General features: G+C 70.8%; 12 protein-coding genes. All 12 read right to left on the bottom strand.

Going from position 1 to position 12,088, the window contains the following annotated elements; all coding sequences use genetic code 11:
- Window positions 1-10: 10 nt before the first annotated feature.
- Window positions 11-826 carry an acyl-ACP--UDP-N-acetylglucosamine O-acyltransferase gene (gene lpxA, locus M6I34_RS01605; protein WP_272483972.1) on the bottom strand — a complete coding sequence of 272 codons (816 nt, stop codon included), beginning with the start codon at window positions 824-826 and terminating at the stop codon, window positions 11-13.
- Window positions 827-842: 16 nt separating this feature from the next.
- On the bottom strand, window positions 843-1,394 hold the full coding sequence (gene fabZ, locus M6I34_RS01600) for a 3-hydroxyacyl-ACP dehydratase FabZ (protein ID WP_272483971.1): 552 nt from the start codon (window positions 1,392-1,394) through the stop codon (window positions 843-845).
- The gene (gene lpxD, locus M6I34_RS01595) at window positions 1,391-2,446 is read right to left on the bottom strand and encodes a UDP-3-O-(3-hydroxymyristoyl)glucosamine N-acyltransferase (RefSeq protein ID WP_272483970.1); all 1,056 of its coding nucleotides are present in this window, start codon (window positions 2,444-2,446) and stop codon (window positions 1,391-1,393) included. The genes fabZ and lpxD overlap by 4 nt, the downstream gene beginning before the upstream one ends.
- A gap of 34 nt (window positions 2,447-2,480) precedes the next feature.
- Window positions 2,481-2,996, bottom strand: coding sequence for an OmpH/Skp family outer membrane protein (locus M6I34_RS01590; RefSeq protein WP_272483969.1), 516 nt, complete (start codon window positions 2,994-2,996; stop codon window positions 2,481-2,483).
- Between the two features lie 114 nt (window positions 2,997-3,110).
- A complete protein-coding gene (gene bamA / locus M6I34_RS01585; RefSeq protein ID WP_272483968.1) occupies window positions 3,111-5,447 on the bottom strand; it encodes an outer membrane protein assembly factor BamA in 2,337 nt (778 codons plus the stop codon).
- Between the two features lie 3 nt (window positions 5,448-5,450).
- Window positions 5,451-6,815, bottom strand: coding sequence for an RIP metalloprotease RseP (gene rseP / locus M6I34_RS01580; protein WP_272483967.1), 1,365 nt, complete (start codon window positions 6,813-6,815; stop codon window positions 5,451-5,453).
- On the bottom strand, window positions 6,812-7,984 hold the full coding sequence (gene ispC, locus M6I34_RS01575) for a 1-deoxy-D-xylulose-5-phosphate reductoisomerase (RefSeq protein WP_272483966.1): 1,173 nt from the start codon (window positions 7,982-7,984) through the stop codon (window positions 6,812-6,814). The genes rseP and ispC overlap by 4 nt, the downstream gene beginning before the upstream one ends.
- A 23-nt stretch (window positions 7,985-8,007) precedes the next feature.
- Window positions 8,008-8,901 carry a phosphatidate cytidylyltransferase gene (locus M6I34_RS01570; RefSeq protein ID WP_272483965.1) on the bottom strand — a complete coding sequence of 298 codons (894 nt, stop codon included), beginning with the start codon at window positions 8,899-8,901 and terminating at the stop codon, window positions 8,008-8,010.
- Between the two features lie 10 nt (window positions 8,902-8,911).
- On the bottom strand, window positions 8,912-9,682 hold the full coding sequence (uppS, locus tag M6I34_RS01565; RefSeq protein ID WP_272483964.1) for a polyprenyl diphosphate synthase: 771 nt from the start codon (window positions 9,680-9,682) through the stop codon (window positions 8,912-8,914).
- Between the two features lie 26 nt (window positions 9,683-9,708).
- On the bottom strand, window positions 9,709-10,269 hold the full coding sequence (frr, locus tag M6I34_RS01560) for a ribosome recycling factor (protein WP_272483963.1): 561 nt from the start codon (window positions 10,267-10,269) through the stop codon (window positions 9,709-9,711).
- A 22-nt stretch (window positions 10,270-10,291) separates the two neighbouring features.
- The gene (pyrH, locus tag M6I34_RS01555; RefSeq protein WP_272483962.1) at window positions 10,292-11,050 is read right to left on the bottom strand and encodes a UMP kinase; all 759 of its coding nucleotides are present in this window, start codon (window positions 11,048-11,050) and stop codon (window positions 10,292-10,294) included.
- 98 nt (window positions 11,051-11,148) lie between these two features.
- A complete protein-coding gene (tsf, locus tag M6I34_RS01550; protein ID WP_272483961.1) occupies window positions 11,149-12,045 on the bottom strand; it encodes a translation elongation factor Ts in 897 nt (298 codons plus the stop codon).
- Window positions 12,046-12,088: the final 43 nt, after the last annotated feature.

Below are 12,088 nucleotides of genomic sequence, written 5' to 3'. Positions count from 1 at the left end.
TGCCCGACCGTCAGCGCACGATGCCGCGGCTCACGCCTTCGAGGAAGGCGGCCAGCATCGCGACGTCCGCAGAGCCTTCCTCGGCGCGCGGCTCGCCGGCCGGGCCCGAAGCCCCGGCGCGCAGCGCGGCGATCGCCTCCTGCAGCGTGTGGCCGGACTTGTACAGCGTGCGGTAGGCGCGCCGGATCGCGGCGATGCGCCCGGCCGAGAAGCCGCGCCGCCGCAGCCCCTCGGAATTGATGCCGTGCGCCTGCGCGGTGTTGCCCGAGGCCATGACGAAGGGCGGGACGTCGTGCAGCACCACCGTGCTGACGCCGGTCATCGCGTGCGCGCCGATCTTGCAGAACTGGTGCACCTGGGTACAGCCGCCGAGGATGACCCAGTCGCCGACCTGCACGTGGCCGGCCAGGTTGGTGGTGTTCGCGAAGATCGTGTGGTCGCCGATCAGGCAGTCGTGCGCGATGTGCACGTAGGCCATGATCCAGTTGTCGTGGCCCAGCGTGGTGGTGCCGCGGTCCTGCACGGTGCCGCGGTTGATCGTGACGAACTCGCGGATCGTGTTGCCGTTGCCGATCTCGAGCGAGGTCGGCTCGCCGGCGTACTTCTTGTCCTGCGGCGCGGCGCCGATCGACGCGAACTGGAAGATGCGGTTGTCGCTGCCGATCGTGGTCGGGCCCTCGACGACGACGTGCGGCCCGATCCGGGTGTTCGCGCCGATCCGGACGCCCGCCCCGATCACCGAGTAGGCGCCGACCTCGACCGACGAGTCGAGCTCGGCCGCCGGATCGACGGCCGCGGTCGGATGGATGCGGGCCGTGCCGCCCATTGCCGCCCCTCCCCGCTCAGGCCGAGGCGGCCGGTCCGGCGCCCCCGGCGCCCGCCGGGGCGTTGTCGCCCGCCGGGCCGCCGGCGCCTTGCCGGCCGTTGGCGCCTTGCGGACCGTTGGGCGCGCCGATCTCGCGCAGCGTGCACATCAGCTCGGCCTCGGCGCAGAGCTGGCCGTCGACCGTGGTGCGGCCGGCGTACTTCCAGATCGAGCGGGCGATCCGCACGATCTCGACCTCGAGCCTGAGCTGGTCGCCAGGGCCCACCGGCCGCTTGAAGCGCGCGTTGTCGACGCCGACGAAGTAGTAGACCGAGCTCTCGTCCGACACGCGGCCCATCGTCTGGAACGACAGGATGCCGGCTGCCTGGGCCAGCGCCTCGATCTGCAGCACGCCCGGCATCACCGGAAGGTAGGGGAAATGCCCGGTGAAGTACGGTTCGTTGATCGTCACGTTCTTGATCGCGACGATGCGCTTGCCCTTCTCCAGCTCGAGCACCCGGTCGACGAGCAGGAACGGGTAGCGATGCGGCAGGTGTTCGAGAATGGCGCGAATGTCCATGGCTGTCATCGGATGGGTTCCTCGTCGTCGTTTCTTTCCAGCCTGCGCAGCCGCGCGCGCAGTTCGGGCAGCCGCCGCAGCACGGCAGCCGAGCGCTCCCAGTCGGCATTGTCCATCAACGGGAACACCCCCGAGTAGAAACCCGGCCTGCGGATCGAACGCGTGACCAGGCTCATGGCCGAGACCGTCACGTCGTCGCAGATCTCCAGGTGCCCGAGGATTCCCGCGCCCCCGCCGATCCGGCACCGGCGCCCGATGACCGCGCTGCCCGCCACGCCGACGCAGCCGGCCAGCGCGCTGTGCTCGCCGATCCGCACGTTGTGGCCGATCTGGATCTGGTTGTCGAGCTTGCAGCCGTCGCCGATGACCGTGTCGTCGAGCGCGCCGCGGTCGATCGTGGTGTTCGCGCCGATCTCGACGTCGTCGCCGATGCGCACCGAGCCGAGCTGCGGGATCTTCTCCCAGCGCCCGGCAGCGGGCGCGAAGCCGAAGCCGTCGGCGCCGATCACCGCGCCAGCGTGAACGATGCAGCGCGCCCCGATCGTGCAGCCGTCGTACACGGTGACCCGCGGATGTAGCACGGTGCCGTCGCCGATCGAGACCCCGGCCCCGATCACCGAATGCGCGCCGATCGAGGCGCGGTCGCCGATCCGGGCGCCCGGGCCGATCACCGCGTGCGCGCCGATCGCCACGCCCGCGCCGATGCGCGCGTCGCCGGCGACCACGGCCGAAGGATGCCGGCCGCCGGCTTGCGGCGGCCGCAGGCGCGACTCGATCTCGCGGGCGAGCCGGGCGAAGGCGAGATACGGATCGTCGGTGGCCAGCACGGCGCAGCCCGCCGGCAGCACCTGAACGTCGGCCTCGCGGGCGATGACCGCCCCCGCGGCGGTCATCGCCGCTTGCGACGCGTAGCGTGAATCGGAAAGGAAGGAGAGATCGGCGCTGCCGGCTGACCCCAGCGTGGCCAGCCCGCGGATGGCCAGCGCGGGATCGCCACGCAGGATGCGTGCCCCGGCGATCCCGGCCGCTGCTGCGAGGCTGAGACCGGGATTCAGTTCCATGGCTGCGGGCCCCGCGTTGCCGCAGAGCCGGGCTTCACTTGCCGCCCGACGCGAGCGCGCGCAACACCTTTTCCGTGATGTCGACACGCGGGCTGGCGAACACGGCTTCCTGCAGGATGATGTCGTACTTCTCCTGCTCGGCGATCTGCTTGATCACCCGGTTGGCCTTCTCGATCACCTGGGACAGTTCCTCGTTGCGGCGCTGGTTCAGGTCTTCGCGGAACTCGCGCTGCTTGCGCTGGAAGTCCTTCTCCACGTCGGCGTACTCGCGCTGGCGGCGCTGCCGGTCGCTCTCGGACATGACCGCCGCGTCGCGCTCGAGACGCTCGCCCATCGACTTGAGCCGCGCCGCCATCTCCTGCAGCTCCTTCTCGCGCCGGCTGAACTCCTGCTCGAGCTTCTGCTGGGCGGCCTTGGCGGGCGCCGCGTCGCGCAGGATGCGCTCGGTGCTGACGAAGCCGATCCGCATGCTGTCCTGGGCGAAGGCGAAGGTGGCCGACACCGCGAGCAAGGCGGCCGCGGCGATCTTCGGAAGTCTGGACGACGGCATTCCAATCTTCATCGACGATGGTCCCTGGACTCTCGTCCTGTCAAAAGGACATTGTCGCACAGAAGCCAGGCGCGCCCCGGCGGGCGCCAGGGCGCGGCAAGCCCGCCGGCTCGGTCAGAAACCGGTCCCGATCTGGAACTGCAGGCGCTGGGTGCGGTCGCCGGTTTCCTTGTTCAGCGGATAGGCGATGCTGAGCTTCAGCGGACCGATCGGCGACAACCAGTTCAGGCCCACGCCGGTGGAGTAGCGAAGCTCGCCCAGGTCGATCGAGGTGTCGCTGAAGACGTTGCCCGCGTCGAGGAACACGAAGGAACGGATCGAGCGGTCGCTGCCGGTGCCGGGCAAGGGGAAGATGAACTCCGCGCTGCCCACGAGCCGGGACTGCCCGCCCAGCGGCACCAGCCGGGTGCCGCCGCTGAGCAGCTGCTCGGTGTCCTTCGGGCCGAGGGACGACGGATAGTAGCCGCGCACCGAGCCGATGCCGCCCGCGTAGAAGTTCTTGAACAGCGGGTAGGGCACGCCGCCGAAGGAGTCGCCGACGCCGATGTCGCCGTACAGCGCGATCGTGTAGTCGCGGCTGAGCGGGTAGTACCACTCCTGCTTGTAGATCGCGCGCCAGTAGCGAAGGTCGCCGACAGGCAGCGTGACGTCGACCGACGCCGACTGCAGGCGGCCGCGAGTCGGGATCAGCGCGCTGTCGCGGGTGTCGCGGCTCCAGCCGGCGACCGCCAGCAGCGCGTTGGCCGACTCGCCGAAATCGGCGACCTGCTGGATGTAGCGGTCCGGTGCCAGCGCGCCGAGCTTGACCTCGTTGCGCTCGGCGACCATGCCGAAGGAGATCCGGTCGTGCTCGGTGTAGGGGACGCCGAACCGCAGGCCGATCCCGCTGGAGCGGATCCGGTAGTCGCCGAGGTCGAGCTCGCTGGCGTTGTAGGTGCGCGTGTACAGGTCGAAGGAGCGGCTCACGCCGTCGGGCGTGAAGTAGGGATCGGAATACGAGACCGCGACGGTCCGGAACAGCTTGCTGGTGTTGATGTTCAGCCCGAGCGACTTGCCCGTGCCCATGAAGTTCTGCTGGTTCAGCGAAGCCGAGAGGATCACCTTCTCAGTGCTCGAGAAACCGACGCCGAAGGTCACGTTGCCGGTCGGCTGCTCGGTGACCACCACGTTCAGGTCGACCTGGTCGGGCGCGTCGGGCACCGGCTGCGTGTCGATCCGCACGTCGGTGAAGTAGCCGAGCCGGCTGACCCGCTCGCGCGACAGGCGGATCTTGTTCGCGTCGTACCAGGCGTCCTCGTACTGGCGCAGCTCGCGCCGGATCACCTCGTCGCGCGTGCGGGAGTTGCCCGTGATGTTGATGCGGCGCACGTAGGCCCGGCGGGCCGGGTCGACGAGGATCTCGAACGAGACCTCGCGCTTCTCGCGGTCGACGCTCGGGACCGCGTTGACGTTCGCGAAGGCGTAGCCGAGCTGGCCGAGGCGGTCCGAGATCCGCCGGGTGGACTCGGTCAGCCTGGCGCCCGAGAAGACGTCGCCGGGCTTCAGCGCGACCAGCTCGGCGAACTCGGCCTCGCGCCCCAGCAGCGTGCCGCCGAAGCTCACGCCCGAGACCCGGAACTGCTCGCCCTCGCGCACCGAGATCGTCAGCTCGACCCGCTCGCGATCGGGCGTGATCGACACCTGCGTGGACTGCACCTCGAACTCGAGGTACCCGCGATCGAGATAGAAGGAGCGCAGCGCTTCCAGGTCGCCGGCGAACTTCTCGCGCGAATACTGGTCGGCCTTCGAGTACCAGGTGAACCAGTTCGGCGTGGTGAGCCTCATCTCCTCGAGAAGCTGCTTCTCGGTGAAGGCCTTGTTGCCGACGAAGCGGATCGCCCCGATCCGGGCCACCTCGCCCTCGTCGATGGTCAGGACGATCCCGACCCGGTTGCGCTCCAGCGGCGTGATCGTGGACGTGACGCTCGCCGCGTAGCGGCCGCGCGCGAGGTACTGGCGCTTGAGCTCCTGCTCGGCGCGCTCGAGCACGCTGCGATCGAAGATCCGCGACTCGCCGAGCCCCTGGTCGCGCAGCACGCGCTTGAGGGTCTCCTCGTCGAACTCCTTGGCGCCGACGATCGAGACCGAGGCGATCGCCGGACGCTCCTCGACGTAGACGACCAGGACGTCGCCCTCGACCTCGAGGCGGACGTCGCGGAAGAAGCCGGTGGCGAACAGCGCCCGCACCGCCTCGGACGCGCCGTCCTCGGTCAGCCGGTCGCCAACCTTGACCGGCAGGTAGCTGAAGACCGTGCCCGGCTCGGTGCGCTGCACGCCCTCGATGCGGATGTCACGGACGACGAAGGGATCGAAGGCGAAGGCCGCGCGTGCGAGGACGAGCGCGACGGCCGACGCGATCGCCAGACGCACCGCGCTGCGGCCGCGCCGCGGGCGGCGACGTTGCAAGAGCATGGATCAGGAACCGATCAGGCGACTGATGTCGTTGAAGAGGGCCACGACCATCATCAGCATGATGACTGCCAGGCCGGCTTTCTGCGTGACGACGATGAAGCGTTCGGACAGCGGACGACCCTTCACCGCCTCGAGTCCGTAATATACCAAATGCCCCCCGTCGAGCACCGGCACAGGCAGCAGGTTCAGCACGCCCAGGCTGATGCTGATCAGCGCCAGGAAGCTCAGGTAGGCGAACCAGCCGACCCGCGCCGACTGGCCCGCCAGGTCGGCGATCGTGACCGGACCGCTCAGGTTGCGGATCGACAGCTCGCCGGTCAGCATCTTGCCGAGCATGCGCAGCGTGAACACCGACATGTCCCAGGTCTGCACGGCCCCCCGCCACAGCGACTCGAGCGGGCCGTAGCGCAGCGTCTCCATCCGGACCCGGTCCTGCAGCGCGGCACCGATCCGGCCGATCGTGCGGCCTTCGTCGGCGCCCTCGCCGGCCACCGGCTGCGGCACGATCGGCAGCGTGATCTCGTCGGCGCCGCGCCGCACCACGACGCGGATCTCGCGCCCGGGGTTCGCCTTGACCGCGTCGATCAGGTCGGTTGCCCGGCCGATCGGCGCGCCGTCGACCGACACCAGCTCGTCGCCGGTGGCCAGACCGCCGCGCAGCGCGGCGCCGCCTTCGACGAGCGAGCCCACGACCACCTTGCCCGAGGCGAGCCGAAGGCCGGCCAGGCCGAGGAAGTCGCGCTCGGCGTCGCGCTCCGAAAGCCCGGAGAGATCGAGAGCGACCGCGCCGGGCGAGCCGCCCGCCTCGGGACGGACCGCCAGTTGCGTGACGCGCCGCTCGATGACCGGCTCGAGCAGCGCCAGCCGCAGTTCGTTCCACGAGCGGACCTCGCCGCCGTCGACGGACAGGATCCGGTCGCCGCGCTCGAGCCCGGCGCGGGCCGCCGGCGTCTCGGCGGCCGGGCGATCGACGATCGGCGCGGGTTCGTCGACGCCGACCCAGCCGAGGATCGCGTAGAGAAGGATCGCCAGCAGGAAATTGGCCAGCGGGCCGGCGGCGACGATCGCCGAGCGCTGGGGCAGCGACTTGCGGCTGAAGGCCCGCGACAGCTCGGCCGGCTCGATCGGCGCGTCGGACTCGCGCTCGTCGAGCATTCGCACGTAGCCGCCGAGCGGGATCGCGGCCAGCGTCCACTCGGTGCGGTCCTTCCCGACGTGCCAGCGCAGCAGCGGCTTGCCGAAGCCGATCGAGAAGCGCAGCACCTTGACCCCGCACCAGCGCGCGACCAGGTAGTGGCCGAGCTCGTGGACGAAGATCAGCAGCGTGAGCGCGGCCAGGAAGGCGATCAGCGTCTGCAGGCCCGTCATGCGGCGACCTCCTCGAGCAGCGCGGCGGCGGCGCGACGGCTGTCGCGGTCGAGCGCGAGCACCGAGTCGACGTCGGCGCCGGCCGGCCGTGCCCCGAGGGCGTCGAGGACCCGGGCGTTGAGCTCGGCGATGCCGGTGAAGGCGATCCGGCGGGCCAGGAAGGCCTCGACCGCGACCTCGTTGGCGGCGTTCAGCACGCAGGGCGCGCCGCCGCCGGCGTCCAGCGCCTGGTGGGCGAGCCCCAGGCAGGGGAAGCGTTCCATGTCGGGTTCCTCGAAATCCAGCCTGCCGATGCGCGCCAGCTCGAGCGGGGCCACGCCGCTGTCGATCCGCTCCGGATGCGCCAGCGCGTGCGCGATCGGCGTGCGCATGTCCGGGTTGCCGAGCTGCGCGAGCATCGAGCCGTCGGCGTACTCGACCAGCGAGTGCACGATGCTCTGCGGGTGCACGACGACCTCGAGCCGGGAGCCCGGCAGGCCGAACAGGTAATGGGCCTCGATCAGCTCCAGGCCCTTGTTCATCATCGTCGCCGAATCGACCGAGATCTTTCGGCCCATCGACCAGTTCGGGTGGGCGCAGGCCTGCTCCGGCGTGGCCTTCGCCATCTCCGCGAGGCTCGCCCGCCGGAACGGGCCGCCCGAGGCGGTCAGCAGGATGCGGCGGATGCCGGGCCCGTCGGCGCGACCGCCCGGCAGGCACTGGAAGACCGCGTTGTGCTCGCTGTCGATCGGCAGCACCGCGGCGCCGCCCGACGCGCAGGCCGACAGGAACACCTCGCCGGCCATCACCAGCGACTCCTTGTTGGCCAGCAGGATCCGCTTGCCGGCCCGGCCGGCCGCGATCGCCGCCTCGAGCCCGGCCGCGCCGACGATCGCCGCCATCACCGCGTCGACCTCGGCGGCCGCGGCCACCTCGACCAGGGCGCGCGGACCGGTCAGCACCTCGGTGCCGCAACCCGCCGTGGCGAGCCGCTCGCGCAGGACGCGCGCCGCGTCTTCGTCGGCCAGCACCGCGTAACGCGGGGCGAAGCGCAGGCACTGCTCGGCCAGCCGCTCGTGCTGGCGCAGCGCGCCCAGCGCGAACACGCGGTAGCGGTCGGGGTGGCGTCCGACCACGTCGAGGGTGCTCTGCCCGATCGAGCCGGTCGCGCCTAGGATCGTGAGGTTCATCATCTCGAGGTTCCGGGCCGGGATCAGCCGGCCAGGCGGTGCAGCAGCAGCGCCGCGGGCATGACCGGGATCAGCGCGTCGATCCGGTCGAGCACGCCGCCGTGGCCTGGCAACAGGGTACCGCTGTCCTTGACGCCAGCTTCGCGCTTGAGCAGCGACTCGTGAAGATCGCCGACGACCGACAGCGCCGCCAGCCCGACGAACAGCGGCACCGCGAGCGCCGGGCCGAGCGTGTCGAACAGCCTGGCGGGCAGGCTTGCCGCGAGCGGGCCGCCGTCGGCAAGCGCCGAAACCGCCCAGGCGGCGGCCACGACCGCCAGCGCGCCACCGGCCGCACCCTCCCAGCTCTTGCCGGGGCTGATGCGCGGCGCCAGCTTGCGCCGGCCGATCGCCCGCCCGACGAAATACGCGGCGATGTCGGCGATCCAGACGATCGCCATCGCCACCAGCAGGACCGCGGGGCCCATCGCGTGGAGCTCGATCAGCGCGATCCAGCAGGCGAGCAGCAGCCCCGCAGCCAGCGCCGCGCCGCCGCCTTCGGCGCGATGGGCGCGCAGCCGGGCCGGGCCGGCCAGGCACCACCAGGCAGCGGCGGCGGCCGAAACCGACAGCGCCAGCCATGCCGGCCAGCCGGCCAGCCAGCGCCAGGCGAGCAGGACGACGCCGATCGCGAGCACGCCGAGGGCGGTCGGCCAGGCGACTCGTCCGACACGGCGCGCCGGTCCGGCCCCCCCTGCCGCGGGCTCGCTGCCGGCCGCGCGCGCCGCCACGATCGCGAGCAGGCCCGCCCATTCGCGCGCGCCGACCGACAGGAAGGCCAGCGTCAGCGCCGCCCAGGTCCAGGCCGGCCACCAGAAGATCGTGGGCAGCAGGACCGCCAGCAGCACCAGGGCGGTGACGACGCGCTGTCGCAGCATCGCGGCCGCGCTAGCCCTGCTCGCTGGCGGCCAGCTGCGCGCTGGTGCGGCCGAAGCGCCGCTCGCGCGCGCGGAACGACTCGAAGGCGCGCTCGAGCGCCGCCTCGTCGAAGTCGGGCCACCAGGTGTCGGTGAAATAGAGTTCGGTGTACGCCAGCTGCCAGAGCAGGAAGTTGCTGATCCGCTGCTCGCCGCCGGTGCGGATGAACAGGTCGGGTTCGGGCGCCCAGGCCATGGCCAGGTGCGCGGCGATGCCGTCCTCGTCGATGCCGCCGGGATCGGCGGCCAGCTCGGGGCGCGCGGCCAGCAGCGCTCGGGTCGCCTGCACGATGTCCCAGCGTCCGCCGTAGTTCGCCGCCACGCTGAGCACGAGCCGGTCGTTCCCGGCGGTGCGCGCCTCGGCCTCGGCGATCAGCTCGCGCAGCCGCGGCTCGAAGCGGCTGGTGTCGCCGACCACCCGCAGCCGGATCCCGTTCTCGCAGAGCTTCGCGACCTCGCGCTCGAGCGCGGTGATGAACAGGCGCATCAGGACCGAGACCTCGTCGGCCGGGCGCCGCCAGTTCTCGGAGCTGAACGCGAAGAGCGTCAGGTACTCGACGCCCTTGCGCGCACAGGCCTCGACGGTGCGCCGCACCGCGTCGACGCCGCGGGCATGGCCGGCCACCCGGGGCAGGTGCCGCGACGTGGCCCAGCGCCCGTTGCCGTCCATGATGATCGCGACGTGCCGCGGCACCTGGCCGGTGGCCGGGACCTCGCGGGTCGAGCTGGGAAAACGGGGCATCGGGCGCGGCGCGGGATCGGCGACGGTCAGACCGTCATGATCTCCTGCTCCTTGACTCCCAGCAGCTTGTCGATCTCGGCGACGAAGCGGTCGGTCAGCTTCTGGATGTCGTCCTGCGCGCGGCGCTCGTCGTCCTCGGAGATCGCCTTGTCCTTGACCAGCTTCTTGAGCTGCTCGTTGGCGTCGCGGCGCAGGTTGCGCACCGCGACCTTGGCATGCTCGGCATCGCCGCGGGCGATCTTGGTCATTTCGCGGCGGCGCTCCTCGGACAGCGGAGGCATCGGCACCCGGATCAGGTCGCCGCTGGTCGACGGGTTCAGCCCGAGGTCGGACTCGCGGATCGCCTTGTCGACGACCTGGACCATCTTCTTTTCCCAGGGCTGCACGCCGAGCGTGCGGGCGTCCTGCACCGTGACGTTCGCGACCTGCGACAACGGCACCATGCTGCCGTAGTAGTCGACCTGGATGTGGTCGAGCAGGCCGGCGTGGGCCCGGCCGGTGCGGATCTTCTGGAAGCTGGACTTCATCGCCTCGAGCGACTTCTGCATCTTCTGCTCGGCGGCCGTCCTGACCTCGGCAACGCTCATGAATCCTCCGGAACGATTGATTTCAGACGTGGACCAGCGTGCCCTCGTCCTCGCCGCGGACCGCGCGCAGCAGCGCGCCTTCCTTGAAGATCGAGAACACGCGGATCGGCAGCTTCTGGTCCCGGCACAGCGCGAAGGCCGTGGCGTCCATGACCTTCAGGTTGCGGCTGATCGCCTCGTCGAAGCTGATCCGCTGGTAGCGCTGGGCGCCCGGGTCCTTCATCGGGTCGGCGGTGTACACCCCGTCGACCTTGGTGGCCTTCAGCACCACCTCGACGCCCATCTCGGCGCCGCGCAGCGCCGCGGCGGTGTCGGTGGTGAAGAAGGGATTGCCGGTGCCGGCCGCGAAGATCACCACCTTGCCCTCTTCCAGGTAGCGCAGCGCCTTCGGCCGGATGTAGGGCTCGACGACCTGCTCGATCTTCAGCGCCGACTGCACGCGGGCCACGACCCCCTTCTGGCGCAGCGCGTCCTGCAGCGCCAGCGAGTTCATCACCGTGGCCAGCATGCCCATGTAGTCGGCGGTGGCGCGGTCCATGCCGATCGCCCCGCCGGCCATGCCGCGGAAGATGTTGCCTCCGCCGATGACGATCGCCAGCTCGACGCCGAGGTCGACGACCGCCGCGATCTCGCCGACCATCGCCTCGATGGTCTCCCGGTTGATGCCGTAGGCATCGTCGCCCATCAGGGCCTCGCCGGAGAGCTTCAGCAGCACGCGGCGGTGCTGGACCGGCTCGGCGAGCGCCTCTTCGCGGGCGGCAAGGCTTTCGACTGAACTCAAGGTCGATCTCCCGATAAAGGCAGGCCGGCGTCGATCGGACGCCGGCCTTGGGGATTATCGCCCGATTTTCGGGCCGGCGCCGTCGACTGCCGCCGGCGTCAGCGGGCGGCTGCGGCGGCCGCCTGGGCGGCGACTTCGGCCGCGAAGTCGGTCTGCTTCTTCTCGATGCCCTCGCCGACCACGTACAGGGTGAACGACGCGACCTGGGCGTTGCGGGCCTTGAGCAGCTGCTCGATCGTCTGCTTGCCGTCCGGGTCCTTGACGAAGATCTGGCCCAGCAGCGTGACCTCCTTCAGGAACTTCTGGACCGTGCCCTCGACCATCTTCGCGACGATCTCGGCCGGCTTGCCCGACTCGGCGGCCTTCTGAGCGGCGATCGAGCGCTCGCGCTCGACTTCCTCGGCCGGCACGCCTTCCTTCGACAGGGCCTTGGGCTTGCTGGCCGCGATGTGCATCGCGAGGTCCTTGGCGAGGGTCTCGTCGCCGCCGACCAGGTCGACCAGCACGCCGATCTTGGCGCCGCCGTGCAGGTAGCTGGCGATCTTGCCCTTGGCGTCGAAGCGCACGAAGCGGCGGATGCTCATGTTCTCGCCGATCCGACCGATCAGCGCCTTGCGGTACTCGTCGACCGTGGTGCCGGCCATCGGCAGCGCCGACAGGGCCTCGACGTCGGCCGGCGCACGCTCGGCGACGAGCGCGGCCAGGTCGGCGGCCAGCTTCAGGAAGTCGTCGTTCTTCGCGACGAAGTCGGTTTCGCAGTTGACCTCGACCATCGCGGCACTGCCACCGTCGGCGGCCACGTGAATGCCGACGACGCCCTCGGCGGCGACCCGCGCGGCGGCCTTGGTGGCCTTGTTGCCGAGCTTGACGCGCAGGATTTCCTCGGCGCGGGCCATGTCGCCTTCGGCTTCGGTGAGCGCCTTCTTGCACTCCATCATCGGCGCGTCGGTCTTCTCGCGCAGTTCCTTGACCATGGCTGCAGTGATTTCGGCCATTGCTGGACTCCGTTCGGTTTCGTGGTGTTCGTGTCGGGTAAAA

The sequence above is a fragment of the Zeimonas sediminis genome (assembly GCF_023721795.1).
Taxonomy (GTDB): Bacteria; Pseudomonadota; Gammaproteobacteria; order Burkholderiales; family Burkholderiaceae_E; genus Zeimonas; species Zeimonas sediminis.
This window is presented reverse-complemented; position numbering and strand designations above follow the sequence as displayed.